This window comes from Burkholderia sp. Tr-20390 (genome assembly GCF_017104595.1).
Taxonomy (GTDB): domain Bacteria; phylum Pseudomonadota; class Gammaproteobacteria; order Burkholderiales; family Burkholderiaceae; genus Burkholderia.
In genome coordinates this window covers 1-16,806 of sequence record NZ_JAAGPC010000191.1, presented here as the reverse complement: position 1 = coordinate 16,806, position 16,806 = coordinate 1, and the positions used below count along the sequence as shown (strand labels likewise).

15 protein-coding genes and 1 tRNA gene are annotated in these 16,806 nt (G+C 66.6%); 12 read left to right on the top strand and 4 right to left on the bottom strand.

Translation table 11 applies throughout. The features are described 5' to 3' along the window. The 5 genes from G3N98_RS32915 to G3N98_RS32895 all read left to right on the top strand — a co-directional run. Window positions 1-935 (top strand): DUF3418 domain-containing protein (locus tag G3N98_RS32915; protein WP_206150524.1); only part of this gene is annotated, 935 nt, incomplete at its 5' end. Between the two features lie 180 nt (window positions 936-1,115). Beyond that, window positions 1,116-2,105, top strand: a complete 990-nt coding sequence (locus tag G3N98_RS32910; protein ID WP_089425787.1) for a beta-propeller fold lactonase family protein — start codon at window positions 1,116-1,118, stop codon at window positions 2,103-2,105. Between the two features lie 16 nt (window positions 2,106-2,121). Further along, window positions 2,122-3,096 carry a sterol desaturase family protein gene (locus G3N98_RS32905; protein WP_043190403.1) on the top strand — a complete coding sequence of 325 codons (975 nt, stop codon included), beginning with the start codon at window positions 2,122-2,124 and terminating at the stop codon, window positions 3,094-3,096. A gap of 111 nt (window positions 3,097-3,207) precedes the next feature. Next, the gene (locus G3N98_RS32900; RefSeq protein ID WP_089425786.1) at window positions 3,208-4,035 is read left to right on the top strand and encodes an EI24 domain-containing protein; all 828 of its coding nucleotides are present in this window, start codon (window positions 3,208-3,210) and stop codon (window positions 4,033-4,035) included. Then, window positions 4,032-4,847 (top strand): molybdopterin-binding protein, encoded by an 816-nt coding sequence (locus tag G3N98_RS32895; protein WP_089425785.1) that lies wholly within the window; start codon window positions 4,032-4,034, stop codon window positions 4,845-4,847. Before G3N98_RS32900 ends, G3N98_RS32895 begins: the two co-directional genes overlap by 4 nt. Window positions 4,848-4,961: 114 nt before the next feature. Here the strand turns inward: G3N98_RS32895 and G3N98_RS32890 are convergent, their stop codons facing one another. After that, window positions 4,962-5,426 carry a rhodanese-like domain-containing protein gene (locus G3N98_RS32890; RefSeq protein ID WP_206150523.1) on the bottom strand — a complete coding sequence of 155 codons (465 nt, stop codon included), beginning with the start codon at window positions 5,424-5,426 and terminating at the stop codon, window positions 4,962-4,964. A 405-nt stretch (window positions 5,427-5,831) separates the two neighbouring features. Between G3N98_RS32890 and glnA the strand changes: the two genes are divergently transcribed. From glnA to G3N98_RS32870, 4 genes are all read left to right on the top strand, one after another. After that, a complete protein-coding gene (gene glnA, locus G3N98_RS32885; protein WP_039364811.1) occupies window positions 5,832-7,247 on the top strand; it encodes a type I glutamate--ammonia ligase in 1,416 nt (471 codons plus the stop codon). 160 nt (window positions 7,248-7,407) lie between these two features. Continuing rightward, complete coding sequence (glnL, locus tag G3N98_RS32880; RefSeq protein WP_174975551.1) at window positions 7,408-8,550, top strand: nitrogen regulation protein NR(II); 1,143 nt, start codon at window positions 7,408-7,410, stop codon at window positions 8,548-8,550. A 46-nt stretch (window positions 8,551-8,596) separates the two neighbouring features. After that, window positions 8,597-10,114, top strand: coding sequence for a nitrogen regulation protein NR(I) (gene ntrC, locus G3N98_RS32875; protein ID WP_089473157.1), 1,518 nt, complete (start codon window positions 8,597-8,599; stop codon window positions 10,112-10,114). 89 nt (window positions 10,115-10,203) lie between these two features. Next, complete coding sequence (locus G3N98_RS32870) at window positions 10,204-12,318, top strand: prolyl oligopeptidase family serine peptidase (RefSeq protein WP_206150522.1); 2,115 nt, start codon at window positions 10,204-10,206, stop codon at window positions 12,316-12,318. Between the two features lie 23 nt (window positions 12,319-12,341). On the opposite strand, the gene xth is transcribed toward G3N98_RS32870, so the two are convergent. Continuing rightward, the gene (xth, locus tag G3N98_RS32865; protein ID WP_089425780.1) at window positions 12,342-13,118 is read right to left on the bottom strand and encodes an exodeoxyribonuclease III; all 777 of its coding nucleotides are present in this window, start codon (window positions 13,116-13,118) and stop codon (window positions 12,342-12,344) included. Between the two features lie 183 nt (window positions 13,119-13,301). On the opposite strand from xth, the gene G3N98_RS32860 reads away from it, so the two are divergent. Then, window positions 13,302-13,378 (top strand) — tRNA-Met (locus G3N98_RS32860). A 97-nt stretch (window positions 13,379-13,475) separates the two neighbouring features. Here the strand turns inward: G3N98_RS32860 and G3N98_RS32855 are convergent. Continuing rightward, window positions 13,476-14,168 (bottom strand): aspartate/glutamate racemase family protein, encoded by a 693-nt coding sequence (locus G3N98_RS32855; RefSeq protein ID WP_089425769.1) that lies wholly within the window; start codon window positions 14,166-14,168, stop codon window positions 13,476-13,478. A gap of 119 nt (window positions 14,169-14,287) precedes the next feature. Here G3N98_RS32855 and G3N98_RS32850 point away from each other — a divergent pair, with 119 nt between their 5' ends. Both G3N98_RS32850 and dinB read left to right on the top strand, forming a co-directional pair. After that, a complete protein-coding gene (locus G3N98_RS32850) occupies window positions 14,288-15,340 on the top strand; it encodes an RNA-guided endonuclease TnpB family protein (RefSeq protein WP_206150521.1) in 1,053 nt (350 codons plus the stop codon). A gap of 182 nt (window positions 15,341-15,522) precedes the next feature. Beyond that, window positions 15,523-16,698, top strand: coding sequence for a DNA polymerase IV (gene dinB, locus G3N98_RS32845; protein WP_206150520.1), 1,176 nt, complete (start codon window positions 15,523-15,525; stop codon window positions 16,696-16,698). 18 nt (window positions 16,699-16,716) lie between these two features. On the opposite strand, the gene G3N98_RS32840 is transcribed toward dinB, so the two are convergent. Further along, window positions 16,717-16,806 (bottom strand): integrase core domain-containing protein (locus tag G3N98_RS32840; RefSeq protein ID WP_206139067.1); only part of this gene is annotated, 90 nt, incomplete at its 5' end.

Here is a 16,806-nt window from a genome sequence, read left to right as displayed (position 1 = left end):
CGGGGGCCGCCGGCCGCCACGCGAAGGCCGGCAAGGGCGCGGCGCCGCAGACGGCCGCGCCGGCGGAAGCCGGTGCGACCGCGCTGTACGAGAACCTGACGACGTGGAATTTCGGCAAGCTGCCCGAGCTGCTGGAGATCCGCCGGCGCGGCCAGACGCTGTACGGCTACCCGGCGCTCGTCGATCGCGGCACGCATTGCGACGTCGAGGTGTTCGATTCGCCGGAGGAGGCCGCGCGCATCCACCGGGCCGGCCTGCGGCGGCTGTTCGCGCTGCAGCTGAAGGAGCCGATCAAGTTCCTCGAGAAGAACCTGCCGGGCCTGCGCGAGATGGCGATGCAGTACATGTCGCTCGGCACGCAGGACGAGCTGCGCGACCAGCTGATCGACACGGCGCTCGACCGCGCGTGCCTGCAGGACCCGCTGCCCGACGACGACGCGAGCTTCCACGCGCGCCGCGACGAGGGCCGGAGCCGCCTGAACCTGCTCGCGCAGGAAATCGCGCGGCTGGTCGGGCAGATCCTGGCCGAATACGCGGGGCTCGTGAAGAAGCTCGCGCAGGCGAAGCCGTTCGCGCAGGCGCATGCGGACCTGCAGCAGCAGCTCGCCGCGCTGGTCGGCAAACGCTTCGTGATCGATACGCCGTACGCGCAACTGGCGCACTTCCCGCGCTACCTGAAGGGCATCGCGCTGCGGATCGACAAGCTGAAGGCCGACCCGGCGCGTGACGCGAAGCAGTCGGCCGACCTGCTGCCGCTCGCCCAGCAGTACCAGCGCGCGGTGTCGCAGCGCGGCGGCGTCGCCGATGCGCGGCTCGCGGAATTCCGCTGGCTGCTCGAGGAACTGCGGATTTCGCTGTTCGCGCAGGAACTGCGCACACCGATGCCTGTCTCTGTCAAGCGTCTGCACAAGGTCTGGGAGTCGATGCAGCGCTAGCGCAACATCGGTTTCCCAGGCCCGCACCGGTGGCTGGCCCCGGCCGGCCGTGCGGCGCCTGCCGCGCGGGCCGACCGGGCCGCCGCGGCGTGCGTCGAAGTGGCGCAATGCCGGCTTCGGTCAACCGGCGGGGCCGGTTGAACGTTTTACAATGACGGTTGTTCCTCGACGTGAGTCTTCATGCGCACTTTCCTTTCCCTCGGCCGCACGCTCGCGCTGGCCGCCGCCGTGCTGGCACCCGCCGCACACGCGAATAACGTCATCATCCTCAATTCGGCCGAAGCGACGCTTTCCCTGATCGACCAGCAGACCCGCGAAGTCGTCAGCACGATGCCGACCGGCAAGGAACCGCATCACCTGATGGCGACGCCCGACAATTCGTCGCTGATCGTTGCAAATTCGGTCTCGAACAGCCTGATGTTCCTCGATCCGAAGACGGGCAAGCTGCAGCGCACCGTCGAGGGGATCGACGATCCTTACCAGCTCGGCTTCTCGCCCGACCGCAAATGGTTCGCGGCGGCCGGCCTGCGGCTCGACCGCGTCGACATCTACGGCTACGACGGCCGCGACCTGAAGCTCGTGAAGCGCGTGCCGCTCGCGGTGATGCCGAGCCACCTCGCGTTCACGAAGGACAGCAAGACGCTGCTCGTGTCGCTGCAGGTCTCCGGCGAGATCGCGGCGATCGACCTGCCGACGCAGACGGTCAAGTGGAAGATGAAGGTCGGCAAGGTGCCGGCCGGCCTGTGGCTCACGCCGGACGACAAGTACCTGCTCGTCGGGATGACCGGCGCGGATTACGTCGCGGTGGTCGACTGGCGCAACCAGAAGGTCGTCAAGCAGATCTACACGGGCAAGGGCGCGCACAACTTCCGCTCGCTCGCTGACGGCACGCACGTCGCGGTCACGAACCGGGTCGCGAACACGATCAGCATCATCGACGAGAACACGCTCACCAACGTCGGCGACATCACCGGGCTGCTGCCGGGCCCGGACGACATGGAGCTGTCCGCCGACAAGAAGACGCTGTGGGTGACGTTCCGCTTCGCGAAGAAGGTCGGGATCATCGACCTGGCGTCGCGCAAGCTGGTGCAGACGATCGCCGTCGGCCGCTCGCCGCACGGCATCTATTTCTACGACCGCGCGCCGTGGCGCGCCGCGAACGGCGCGTGACGGGCGGGGGAGAACGATGCTGCACCTGATCGATGCATTCGTCTCGGACATCCAGACCTGGCTGTACGTCGACGTCGTGCAGCCGCTCCTCTTCAAGTTCAACCTGATGGACTATGACGAGGACACCTACGACGCGCTGTACTGGGTGATCGTCGGGGCGCTGCAGATGGTGCTGATGTTCGTGCTGCTGCGCCCGCTCGAGGCGCTGCTGCCCGTCGAGCGCTGGACGAACCGCCGGGCCGTGCGGGTCGACGTGATCTACACGGCGATCGCGAAGCTCGGCATCTACTCGCTGTTCTTCTTCTTCGCGCTGCAGCCGCTGTTCGACAACTTCCAGGCGTGGCTGCGCCTGCACGGCGTCGCGAACCTGAACCTCGACTACCTGTGGCCGGGCGTGACCTCGAAGCCGATCGTCACGTTCGCGATCTATCTCGTCGTGCTCGATTTCGCCGGCTACTGGTATCACCGCTGGCAGCACAAGTTCGGCATCTGGTGGGAGCTGCACGCGGTGCATCACAGCCAGCGCCAGATGTCGCTGTGGTGCGATGACCGCAACCACGTGCTCGACGACGTGATCCAGTCGTGCTTCTTCGCGGCGATCGCGCTCGTGATCGGCGTGACGCCGTCGCAGTTCGTCGTGCTGACCGCGTTCACGAACTTCATGCAGAGCATTCAGCACACGAATGCACGGCTGCCGTTCGGCTGGCTCGGCGAGCGCCTGCTCGTGAGCCCGATCTTCCACCGCCGCCACCACGCGGTCGGCTATGGCCACGAAGGCACGAAGTACGGCTGCAACTTCGGCGTGCTGTTCCCGTGGTGGGACATGATGTTCGGCACCGCGTCGTGGAACCGCACGGTCGAGCCGACCGGCATCCGCGACCAGGTCGAGGGCGTGTCCTACGGCGAAGGCTTCTGGGCGCAGCACGGCCTCGCGTTCGTGCGGATCTTCCGGCGCCTGTTCCCCGCCAAGCGCGGCGCGGCATCGGCCTGACCCGGCCATTCCCACGTTGAGCGGCTCCCCCACGCGGCCCGCATGTGCTTTGGCGCATGCGGGCCGCGTGGTTTATCCTTTCCCCGTTTTTCTCCGTCGATACAGGCTCGCATGAACGACTTGCTGCGTTCCTTCGTCCGGGCATTGGCGAGTGCACTGCATCCGCGCATGCTGTGGCTCACCCTGATGCCGTTTCTCGTCTCGGCCGTCCTGTGGGGCGTCGTGCTGTGGTTCTCGTGGCAGTCGCTGCTGGACCTCGCACGCGGCGCGCTCGACGGCTTCGTGCTGACGGCCATGCTGTACCGTGCGTTCGACGCGATCGGCATGTCGCAGCTGCATGCCGTCGTCGCGCCGTTCGTGGTCGTGTCGCTCGCGATTCCGCTGATCGTGCTGACCGTGCTGCTGCTGATCGCGACGATTTCGATGCCGGTCGTGATCAAGCACCTCGCGAACCGGCAGTTCGCGGCGCTCGAGGCGAAGCGGGGCGGCACCTTCTTCGGCAGCGTGTTCAATTCGCTGTGGGCGGCGCTGGCCGGTGTCGTCGTGCTGGTCGTCACGATCCCGCTGTGGTTGATTCCGCCGTTCTTCGCGCTGTTGCCGCCGGTGATCTGGGGCTGGCTCACCTACCGCGTGATGACCTACGACGCGCTTGCGCTGCACGCGAGCCGCGACGAGCGCCGGGCGCTCGTGCGGCAGCACCGCTGGCCGCTGATCGGCATCGGCGTCGCGACCGGGCTGCTCGGCACCGTGCCGACCTTCGTGTGGGTATCGTCGGTCTGGATGATGGTGCTGTTCCCGTTCGTCGCGGCGGCCATGATCTGGGTATACGCTTTCATCCTCGTCTTCTCGGCGCTGTGGTTCGGGCATTACTGCCTGCGCGCGCTGGAGGACCTGCGTGCGAGTTCGCGCGCCACCGCAATCGACATGGGGCAGGCATGAGCATCGGCATCATCATCATCGGCGACGAAATCCTTTCGGGCCGCCGGCAGGACAAGCATCTGGCGAAGGTCATCGAGCTGCTCGGCGCGCGCGGCCTCACGCTCGACTGGGCCGAATACGTCGGCGACGATCCGGCGCGCATCACGGCGACCCTCGCCCGCGCGATCGCGTCGGGCGACATCGTGTTCTCGACGGGCGGCATCGGCGCGACGCCGGACGACCACACGCGCCAGTGCGCGGCCGCCGCGCTCGGCGTGCCGCTCGAGCTGCATCCGGAAGCGAAGGTGCTGATTTCCGAACGGATCCGCGAAACGCACACCGATCCGGCCAAGCCGGTCGATTTCGAGTCGCCGGAGAACCAGCACCGCTTCAACATGGGCGTGTTCCCGGTGGGCGCGACGATCATCCCGAACGGCTACAACCGGATTCCCGGCTTCTCGGTCGGCGACCTGCACTTCGTGCCGGGCTTCCCGGTGATGGCGTGGCCGATGATCGAATGGGTGCTCGACACGAAGTACGCGCACCTGCATCACGCGACGCCGCACGCGGAGCGCTCGCTGTACGTGTTCGAGCTGCCGGAATCGACGCTCACGCCGCTGATGGAGCGCATCGAGCGCGATTTCCCGGGCGTGCGCGTGTTCAGCCTGCCGAGCGTCGGCGATGCGGAGCGCGGCGGGATCTATGCGCGCCGCCACATCGACCTCGGCGTGAAGGGTGAGCCGGAAGCGGTCGCGGCTGCATACGTGAAGCTGCGCGAAGGCGTGCACCTGCTCGGCGGCGACGTCGTCGAACCCGATACGCCGCGCGCCTGAGCGGCCCTCAATCAGCCGCACAAAAACCACGGGCCGCGCAACGCGGCCCGTCATCGGCATGTCATCGCCCGGCTCGACGATGGGGTTGTCGCAACCGGCGGGCGCGGCGTGCCGTCAGGCGCCGATCCACGGCAGTTTCCGGAAGCACCAGCCTTCGATCGTCTTGCGGTGGCCTTCGGCGTCCTTCGCGCCCTCGAAGCCTTCGAGCAGGTCGAAGGCCTTCGTGAAGCCGGCCTGCGTGGAGGCGACCGCGGCGAGCTTCGAGCGCGCGGCGCTGCGGCACAGGAACAGGATGGGCGTATCGGCCGGGAGGGCCGCCTTCAGTTCGTTGACGAATTCGGCGTTCGGCACGCCGCCCGGGTAGCGCGTCCATTCGAGGTGCAGGTACTGGCCGTCGCCGACGAGCGGGCGGCCGATCCAGTCGAGTTCGGCGCGGGTGCGCACGTCGACGAGGCGCGCCGACGGATCGAGCTGCAGCAGTTCGAACGCCTCGGCCGGCAGCAGCGCCCCGGCGTAGTTGAGCGCGGCTTGTGCGCGGCGTTCGTCGGCCTTCGCATAAAGCTGGTCGAGCGTACTCATGGCAGGGGGTCTCCTATCGGTCAAACGAACATTCTAGCGCGGCGTCGCGGCACGGATGTCCGCGTGGGGTACGGTGTGCGCACCCCACACGCGTTCACCAAAAGAGTGCAGAATGGCGCGCATGCACCAAGATGATTCCGCGGACGAAGCGCACTGCGATGATTGCACCATCGCGGTGCTTCCGGTTGGCAGGCGGTGGGCAGCCGAGCCCCGGAATTGCGCAGCACAGCCCCGTCGCGACGAGCGCTGGCGCGATTCGCGCCAATCTCGCGCATAGGTGGCACGGAAGCTGCTTTATAGGATTCGGTCGAATCGGGGCGCGCTGCGCCAAAGCAAGACCCCGGTCAGCTCGATAAACGAGGCGGGTCCCAGTCCGCCGGAATTGTTCAATCAGGAGAAGAGGTTATGAGTAAAACCGTCGCCGACGTCATGCAGCTCGTGAAGGACGAGGACGTCAAGTTTGTCGATTTCCGCTTCACGGATACGCGCGGCAAGGAACAGCACGTGTCGGTGCCGGTTTCGGCGTTTGACGAAGACAAGTTCGAAAGCGGCCATGCATTCGACGGCTCGTCGATCGCGGGCTGGAAGGGCATCGAGGCGTCGGACATGCTGCTCATGCCGGACCCGACCGCTGCCTTCATCGACCCGTTCTACGAAGAGTCGACCCTGGTGCTGACCTGCGACGTGGTCGAGCCGGCCGACGGCAAGGGCTACGAGCGCGACCCGCGTTCGCTCGCGAAGCGCGCTGAAGCGTACCTGAAGAGCACGGGCATCGGCGACACGGCCTACTTCGGTCCGGAACCGGAATTCTTCATTTTCGACTCGGTCCAGTGGAACACGGACATGTCGGGCTGCTTCGTGAAGATCAACTCGGAAGAAGCACCGTGGTCGGCTGGCAAGGAATTCGAAGGCGGCAACACGGGCCACCGTCCGGGCACGAAGGGCGGCTACTTCCCGGTCGCGCCGGTCGACACGTTCCAGGACATGCGTTCGGAAATGTGCCTGCTGCTCGAACAGCTCGGCATCCCGGTCGAAGTGCACCACCACGAAGTGGCGGGCCAGGGCCAGAACGAAATCGGCACGAAGTTCTCGACGCTGGTTCAGCGCGCCGACTGGACGCAATGGTCGAAGTACATCATCCATAACGTCGCGCACTCGTACGGCAAGACGGCAACCTTCATGCCGAAGCCGGTCGTCGGCGACAACGGTTCGGGCATGCACGTTCACCAGTCGATCTGGAAGGACGGCCAGAACCTGTTCGCGGGCAACGGCTACGCCGGCCTGTCGGAACTGGCGCTGTTCTACATCGGCGGCATCATCAAGCACGCCCGTGCACTGAACGCGATCACGAACCCGACGACGAACTCGTACAAGCGTCTGGTCCCGCACTTCGAAGCACCGGTCAAGCTCGCCTACTCGGCACGCAACCGTTCGGCATCGATCCGCATTCCGCACGTGTCGAACCCGAAGGGCCGCCGTATCGAAACGCGCTTCCCGGATCCGATGGCGAACCCGTACCTGTTGTTCTCGGCGCTGATGATGGCCGGCCTCGACGGGATCCAGAACAAGATCCATCCGGGCGAAGCCGCGGACAAGAACCTGTACGACCTGCCGCCGGAAGAGGATGCAAAGATCCCGACCGTCTGCGCGGGCCTCGACCAGGCAATCGAAGCGCTCGACAAGGATCGCGAGTTCCTGACCCGTGGCGGCGTGTTCACGGACGGCATGCTCGACGCGTACCTCGCGCTGAAGGAGCAGGAGCTGGCGAAGTTCCGCATGACGACGCACCCGATCGAGTTCGAGATGTACTACTCGCTCTAATCGGCGATGGCGCTTCGATTCAGCGCCGTCATGCCGGTTCGTTCCCGTCGCGCGGCCTGCGGCGGGAACGGCGGAGTCTGAAAGGGGCGGCGTCCAGCCGTCCCTTTTTTGTTCCCGTGATTTTCCTTTTCTGGCCCGTTGAGGCGCGACAAGCACGCAGATGGTTCTGAAGAATCTGATCAAGGCGAGAACGGGGCAGCCCGAGCGACTGACGGACGACGAGCGGCTCGCACGTTCGGGCCTGCTGGCGGGGCTGGAAGCGCTGCCGACGGTCGTGATCGTGCTCGACCGCAAGACGCTGCGGATCGCGTTCGCGAATCCGTCTGCCGAGGCGATGCTCGACATCTCGCGCCGGCAGCTCGCGCAGCGGCCGTGGGGCGAGATTTTTCCCAATGCGAACGAGCTGGCATCGACGATCACCGCGATCGGCGAGGAACGCTTTCACGCGACGCACCTCGATACCGTGCTCGACCGGCCCGGCCGCGAACCGCTGCATGTGCACGCGATCGTCGGCTTTCTCGAGACCGCGCCCGATTTCGTGCTCGTCGAGCTGTTCGAGAACGAGCGGCAGTCGCGCACCGATCGCGAGGAACGCATCCACGACCTGACCGCGGTCAACAAGCAACTGATCCGCAACCTCGCGCACGAGATCAAGAACCCGCTCGGCGGCATTCGCGGCGCAGCCCAACTGCTCGAATTCGAGCTCGGCGAGCGCGAGCGCGGCGAGTTACGCGAATACACGCAGGTGATCATCAAGGAGTCCGATCGCCTGCAGACGCTCGTCGACCGGTTGCTGGAGCCGCACCGGCACCCGCACATCGTCGGCGACGTGAACATTCATGAAGTATGCGAACGCGTGCGCGCGGTGATGCTCGCGGAATTCCCGCGCGGGCTCACGATCGAGCGCGACTACGACGTGAGCGTGCCGGACCTGCGCGGCGACAAGGAGCAACTGATCCAGGCGCTGCTCAACATCGTGCGCAACGCCGCGCAGGCGCTGCGCGAACGCATCGCGCAGGGCGACGCGAAGATCGAGCTGCGCACGCGCATCGCGCGCAAGGTGACGATTGCGAAGCGCCTGTACCGGCTGGCACTGGACTTGCACGTGATCGACAACGGGCCCGGCATTCCGGAGGAAATCCGCGACCGGATCTTCTACCCGCTCGTGTCCGGGCGCGACGACGGCAGCGGCCTCGGCTTGACGCTCGCGCAGACGTTCGTGCAGCAGCATGACGGGACGATCGAGGTCGAAAGCCGGCCCGGACGTACCGAATTTCAGATCCTGCTGCCGCTCGACCATTGAGCGGCGGCATGGCGATTCACCAGATTTACCCATATCTGACCGACCTATGAAGCCGATCTGGATAGTAGACGACGACCAATCGATCCGCTGGGTGCTCGAAAAGGCGCTCGCCCGGGACAGCTTCGCGACGAAGAGCTTCGCGAACGTGCGTGACGCGCTGGCCGCGCTCGACCACGAGACCCCGCAGGTGCTCGTATCCGACATCCGGATGCCGGGCGGCTCGGGCCTCGAGTTGCTGCAGGCGATGCACGAGCGCCTGCCGGGCCTGCCCGTCATCATCATGACGGCGTTCTCCGATCTCGACAGCGCCGTCGCGGCGTTCCAGGGCGGCGCGTTCGAATATCTCGCGAAGCCGTTCGACGTCGACAAGGCGGTCGAGCTGATCCGCCGCGCGGTGGAAGAAAGCCTGCGCGGCGGCGCGCCGCAGGACGAGCGCGTGGCCGAGGCGCCCGAGATGCTCGGCCAGGCGCCCGCGATGCAGGACATGTTCCGCGCGATCGGCCGCCTGTCGCACTCGGCCGCGACCGTGCTGATCACCGGCGAATCGGGCACCGGCAAGGAGCTCGTCGCGCGTGCGCTGCACCGTCACAGCCCGCGTGCGAACGGGCCGTTCATCGCGCTGAACACCGCTGCGATTCCGAAGGACCTGCTCGAATCCGAGCTGTTCGGCCATGAGCGCGGCGCGTTCACCGGCGCGCAGACGACGCGGCAGGGACGCTTCGAGCAGGCCGAGAACGGCACGCTGTTCCTCGACGAAATCGGCGACATGCCGTTCGACCTGCAGACGCGCCTGTTGCGCGTGCTGTCGGACGGGCAGTTCTATCGGGTCGGCGGCCACAACCCGCTGCGCGCGAACGTGCGCGTGATCGCCGCGACGCACCAGAATCTCGAATCGCGCGTGCGGCAGGGGCTGTTCCGCGAGGACCTTTACCACCGGCTCAACGTGATCCGGCTGCGCCTGCCGCCGCTGCGCGAACGCAGCGAGGACATCGCGCTGCTCACGCGCCACTTCCTGCAGAAGAGCGCGCGCGATCTCGGCGTCGAGCCGAAGCGCGTGTCCGACGAAGCGCTGGCTTACCTCACGTCGCTGGCGTTTCCCGGCAACGTGCGCCAGCTCGAGAACCTCGCGAACTGGCTGACCGTGATGGCGCCCGCGCAGACGGTCGAGATCAAGGATCTGCCGCCCGACCTCGTGCCGGCCGGCGCGCCGGTCGCTGCAACGGGCGATGGTGCGGATGCGCACGGCAGCGGTGGCGAGACGGCGCTCGCGCAACCGGCGACCGGTGTGGCAACGGTGGCGTCCGCGCCCGTCGGGGCGGCGCCGAACGGCGGTGTGCCGGCCGGTTATCCGCTGTGGGAGCATGGCCTGCGCACCGAGGTCGCACGGCTGTTGCGCGAGAACTCGGCCGATGTGATGGACGAACTCGCACGCCGCTTCGAGGCGGCCGTGATCCGCGAGGCGCTCGACTTCACGCGCGGCCGCAAGGTCGAGGCCGCGGAGCGGCTCGGCATCGGCCGCAACACCATCACGCGCAAGATCCAGGAACTCCATCTGGAGCCCTGAGCACGATTTGCGGCATGCGCGGGCGTCACGCATGCCGCGATCGGACATAATCGCGGTTTGCACGCCGTTTGCCATTCCGCCGATCCTCAATGTCCGATTCCTTCCGCTGGCCCGCCGGGGCCGACCCGTTCCGTTTCCTCGAATCACTCGACAGCAAGCGCGCCCGCACGTGGGTCGACGAGCAGAATGCGCGCACGCGCGCCGCGCTGCGTGACGACGACGCGTATCGCGCGCTGACGGCGCGCCTCGCCAAAGCGTACCTGCCGCGCGAGCGCCCGGTGATTCCGACGCGCTGGCGCGACTGGGCCTACGACCTGTGGCAGGACGATCTCCATCCGAAGGGGCTGTGGCGCCGCACGCGCTGGGACGACTGGCGCGCGGGAAAACCGGCGTGGGAAACGCTGCTCGACGTCGACGCGCTCGGTGCGGAGGAGGGCGAGTCGTGGGTGTTCGAGCAGGACGCGATCCTGTACCCGGACGGCGATCGCGCGCTGCTGTCGCTGTCGCCGGGCGGGGCCGATGCGGTCGTCGTGCGCGAATTCGATCTCGTCGAACGCCGTTTCGTCGACGGCGGTTTCACGATCGACGAGCCGGGACATCACACGGTCGGCTGGATCGATCGCGATACCGTCTACGTGAGCTGGGATCGCGGCGAAGCGCATGCGACCGCGGCCGGCTATCCGTATGAAGCGCGGCGCTGGGTGCGTGGCACCGCGCTGGCCGACGCGCCCGTCGTGTTCCGCGGCGAACCCGACGACATCAGCGCGGGTGCGGGGTTCGATCCGATCGACAACCGTCACGTCGCGTGGCGCAGCGTCGATTTCTTCGACGCACATGCGTACCGCTTGACGGAGGCAGGCGAGTGGGCGCGCTACGACGTGCCGACCCACGTCGAGGTCGGGTTCTGGGAAGGCTGGCTCATGCTGGAGCCGCGCCTCGACTGGGAGTGTGACGGCGTGCGCCATGCGGGTGGTTCACTGCTCGCGATCCGCGAGCAGGCGTTCCTGGCCGGGTCGCGCGAACTCACGACGCTGTTCGCGCCGCAACCGTCGACGTCCGCATGCACGTGGACGCACACGCGCACGACGCTGATCGCGAGCTGGCTCGACGACGTGCACAACCGCACGATGCTGTGGCAGCCGAGCCAGGCCGACGACGGCACGTGGACGTGGGATGCGCGGCCGTTCGAGTGGCCGGGGCCGGGCGATACGCAGATCGACGTCGAGCCCGTCGAATCGACGCTGAACGACGAGATTTACGTGGACGTCGACACCTATATCGATCCGCCCGAATGCTGGCTGGCCGACCTTGCGGATCGCGCGGACGATGCGCCGTCGCGTCGCGTGCTGCTCGACCGGCCGCCGGTGCAGTTCGGCGCGGCCGGGCTCGTCGTGCGCCGCGCGAGCGCACGCTCGCAAGACGGCACGATCGTGCCGTACACGCTGATCGGGCCGCGCGATGCACTCGACGTGGCCGACGGTGCCGCGCGTGTCGCGCGGCCGTGCCTGCTGTCGGGCTATGGCGGCTTCGCGATCCCGAACCTGCCGGGCTACAGCGATGCGTTCGGTATCGGGTGGCTCGAGCGCGGCGGCGTGATGGCGTTCGCGCACATCCGCGGCGGTGGCGAGTTCGGGCCGCGCTGGCACGTCGATGCGCAGCGCGAACATCGCCAGCGTTCCTTCGACGATTTCATCGCGGTGGCCGAGGATCTGGTCGCGACCGGCGTGACGACCGCCGCGCAGCTCGGCATCGAAGGCGGCAGCAACGGCGGGCTGCTGGTCGCCGCGTGCATGGTGCAGCGGCCGGAGTTGTTCGGCGCGGTGCTCTGCCGCGTGCCGCTGCTCGACATGCAGCGTTATCCGAAGCTGCACGCGGGCGCCGCATGGCTCGACGAATACGGTGACCCGGACGATCCGCACGAAGGTGCGGCGCTAGCCGCGTACTCGCCGTATCACCGTGTGCGCGAAGGCGTCGCGTATCCGCCGCTGCTGCTGACGACGTCGACGCGCGACGACCGCGTGCATCCGGCGCACGCACGCAAGATGGCCGCGCGCATGCACGCGCTCGGTCATGAACGGGTGTGGTACTGGGAGAACACCGACGGCGGCCACGGCAGCGCCGACGATCTGGAACGCGCGGAGGCCGATGCGGCCGAATTCGGGTTCCTGTGGGCTCATCTCGGGCCGGCGCCCGCGCGGCGCTGAACGCGCGCGGGCTGCCCGGAAGATCAGCCGACGACCGCGACGACGGGCGTGTGGTCGGACGGCTGTTCCCACGTGCGCGGCGTGCGATCGACTTCGCACGACGTGCAGGTTTCCGCGAGCGCCGGCGACAGCAGCACGTGGTCGATGCGCAGCCCCGCGTTGCGGCGGAACGCCATCATCCGGTAGTCCCACCACGTGAAGGTCTTCTCCGGCTGTTCGAAGCGGCGGAACGCGTCGACGAAGCCCAGCTCGATCAGCTGCGCGAAGTGGGCGCGCTCCTGCGGCGACACGAGGTTCTGGCCTTCCCATTTCGCCGGGTCGTGCACGTCGCGGTCTTCCGGCGCGATGTTGTAGTCGCCGAGCAGCGCGAGCTTCGGGTAGCGCTGCAGCTCGGTGCGCAGCCATGCCTGCAGCGCGTCGAGCCATTGCATCTTGTAGACGAACTTGTCGGAGTCGGGCGCCTGGCCGTTCGGGAAATAGGCGGACACGATGCGCACGCCGTCGACCGTCGCGGCGACCACGCGCTGCTGCGGGTCGTCGAAGCCCGGAATGTTGCGCACGACGTCCGATTCGTCGACGGACAGCGTGTCGCGCGCGAGGATCGCGACGCCGTTGTAGGTCTTCTGGCCGGTGAACCAGCTGCGGTAGCCGACCGCCTCGAGATCGGCGCGCGGGAATTTCTCGTCCGGCAGCTTCAGTTCCTGCAGGCACAGCACGTCGGTTCCACTTTGCGCGAGCCAGTCGAGCACGTGCTGCTTGCGGACGTTGAGCGAGTTGACGTTCCAGGTGGCGATTTTCATGAACGGGAGTGTGCGTGCGGGGTGAATGCGAAGGCCGCCATCTTACCGCGAGCACGGGGCGCGAACGCGCGCTTCGTGCGGGGCGGGGGAGGCGCCGCGCGCGGCCGTTTCGATGAATCGAGAAGAAATTGTGACAAAAGTATTGACGTGAGTACTCCCTCACCCTATAATTTATTTCTCTGACGCGGGGTGGAGCAGTCTGGCAGCTCGTCGGGCTCATAACCCGAAGGTCGTAGGTTCAAATCCTACCCCCGCAACCAAGCACACCAGACGATGTGCAGCGCAAGTGACCGATGCGCGCTTCGTCGACAGGAACCCGGCCCCGTGCCGGGTTTTTTGTTTTCCGCGCGGCAGCGATCAGCGCGCCGCCCACTCGACCGCCGCCTTCGCATGCAGCGCGGTCGTATCGAACACCGGCAGCGGCGAGTCGTCCGCGCCGATCAGCAGCGTGATTTCCGTGCAGCCGAGGATCACGGCCTGCGCACCGCGCCGGGCCAGTTCCTCGATGATCGTCACGTACGTCGCGCGCGATTCCGGCGAGACGATGCCGTGGCACAGCTCGTCGTAGATGATCCGGTGCACGTCGTCGCGCCCGCGTTCGTCCGGCACGAGCACCTCCATCCCGAACTTCCCGCGCAGCCGCTCCGCATAGAACGGCAGCTCCATCGTGTAGCGCGTGCCGAGCAGCGCGACGCGCTCGACGCCGGCATCGCGCAGCGCGGTGCCGGTCGGATCGGCGATGTGCAGGAACGGCAACTTCACCGCGGCTTCGATCGCATCGCATACGCGATGCATCGTATTGGTGGTCAGCACGACCAGATCGGCGCCGGCCGCTTCGAGCTGTCGTGCGGCGCCGGCCATCCGTTCGCCGAGCGCGGCCCAGTCGTGCGTGCGCTGCAGCGCTTCGATCTCCGCGAAATCGACCGTGACCAGCACGCTCTTCGCGTTGTGGTGCCCGCCGTGCAACGCCTTCGAATGGCGATTGATCATCCGGTAGTACTCGGCCGACGATTCCCAGCTCATCCCGCCGATCAGTCCGATTGTCTTCATCAGAATTTGCTCCAAGAAACCCCGCCATTTCCCCCAAGGGGACTTCCTTCGGGGCGGATGGCGGGAAGGAAAGGCGTGCTGTTGACAGGTAGCTTCTTCCACGGGTTAGGATCACCTGCATGATTCTTGTCTACCGCTACCGCGTGAAGTCGCTCAACGGACTGCTTAACAAGCAGAGCCGTGCGGTGAACTTCGTCTGGAACTTCTGCAATGACACGCAGAAGCACGCGCTCCAGTGGAGCAGGAAGTGGCCGACGGGATTCGATCTGAACGTGCTGACGACGGGGAGCAGCAAGGCGCTCGGCATCCACTCCGGCACGATCAACGCGACGTGCGAGCAATATGCGAAGTCGCGCAGTCAGCACCGTCGGCCCTACCTGCGCTATCGCGGCAGGAAATCGCTGGGCTGGGTGCCTCTGAAGGGCCGCGACCTGAAGCGTGAAGGCGAAGCGTTCCGCTTTGCCGGCAACACGTTTCGCGTGTTCAACAGCCGCACGCTTCCCGAAGGCAAGATCAAGGACGGGACCAACTTCGCGCAGGATGCGCGTGGCAATTGGTTCTTGAACATCGTGATCGAGGTGCCCGATGTTCAAGCTCGCCCGATCCGTTCCGGCGTTGGCATCGATCTCGGCCTGAAAGACTTCGCCACACTTTCGACCGGCGAGAAACTGCCTAACGATCGGTTCGGTCGACAAGCGGCGGAAAAGCTGGCGAAAGCGCAACGGGCACGAAAGCACAAACGGCATATCGCGAAGCTGCACGCCAAGATTGCGAATGCCCGTGCCGATTTCCAGCACAAGCTCGCACTCGATCTGGTGCGGCGGTTCGATTACATCGCGGTCGGCAACGTGTCGGCCGCGAAACTCGCCAGAACCAGGATGGCGAAGAGCGTCTACGACGCGTCCTGGTCGTCCTTCCGAGACAAGCTCCGCTACAAGGCGATCGCGCACGGAGCCACGTTCGAGGAAGTCGACGAAAGCGGTTCGACCCAGTCCTGTTCGGCGTGCGGATCGAGAGACAGCACGACGCGGCCGAAAGGTATCGCGGGACTGCGAATAAGAGAGTGGACCTGCAGTGACTGTGGTGTCGAGCATGATCGTGATATCAACGCTGCGCTGAACATTCTCCGATGCGGACGTGCATCGCCAGATGTGGGAATCCTCCGCCTTTAGGCGGACGAGGACGTCAACTGTCACCTTTGCGTTTCGTGTCTCGCGGCAGACGAGTATAGGCGCCGCTGTCTGTGCCCGGCCGGTACGATCCGCACAAACCGGGCCGGTACGGCGCAGCCAGTTATGAGTGGCCGGCCACGGGCGGCCGGCTACGGCCGCACGCGACAGTTGAAACCGGCACTGTGTTTTTGTACAGTATCGGCACCGTGAACCCGACCATCATTCCGCCTGCCGATCCGCACCTGCCGCCGCCGGCCGACGCGCAGCCGCGCATGCGCAAGATCATTCACTGCGACTGCGACTGCTTCTACGCGTCGGTCGAGATGCGCGACGACCCGTCGCTGCGCAACCGGCCGCTCGCGGTCGGCGGCCGGCCCGACCAGCGTGGCGTGATCGCGACCTGCAACTACGAGGCGCGGCGCTACGGCGTGCATTCGGCGATGTCGTCGGCGCTGGCGATGCGCAAGTGCCCGGACCTGCTGATCCTGCCGACCGCGATGGACAAGTACCGCGCGGCATCGCGGCAGATCATGGCGATCTATCGCGACTACACGCCCGACGTCGAGCCGCTGTCGCTCGACGAGGCGTACCTCGACGTCAGCGGGTCGGAGCGGTGCCAGGGGAGTGCTACGCTGATTGCGCGGGAGATCCGCCAGCGCGTGTTCGACACGGTCGGCGTGACCGTGTCGGCCGGCGTTGCGCCGAACAAGTTCATCGCGAAGATCGCGTCCGACTGGAACAAGCCCGACGGGCTGTTCGTCGTGCGGCCGCACGAGATCGACGCGTTCGTTGCGGCGCTGCCGGTGCGCAAGCTGCACGGCGTCGGCAAGGTGACGGCCACGCGGCTCGACCGGCTCGGCATTCAGACCTGCGCGCAGTTGCGCGACTGGCCGCTGATCGACCTGCACCGCGAATTCGGCGCGTTCGGGCGGCGGTTGTACGAACTGTCGCGCGGGATCGACGAGCGGCGCGTGCAGGCCGACCAGGAGCGCAAGTCGGTCAGTGTCGAGACGACCTACGTGACCGACCTGACGACGCTCGAGCAGTGCGCGGAGGAAATCCGCCGCCTCGTCGTGCAACTCGACGCGCGGATCGAACGGGCGGGCGCCGCGCGCTCGATCCGCAAGCTGTACGTGAAGATCCGCTTCGCCGATTTCCAGCGCACGACGGTCGAGTGCGTGGCCGATGCGACGAATGCGGACACGGCCGTCACGCTGCTCGCGAAGGGGCTGCAACGGCGGGCGCAGGCGGTGCGGCTGCTCGGCGTCGGCGTGCGCATCGACGAAGATACCGCAGAGCGCCACGGGCAGTTCTCGCTGTTCGACGACGCATCGCCCGCGTGTCAAGTCCTGGAATAGGTTGACAGTATCCAGGCACTAGAACGCCCGATGCACCGCATCGGGCGTTTTGTATTTCAGAGCCGTATGCGGTCGCTCATGGTTGTAGATGTGCACCGACTGTTCGAC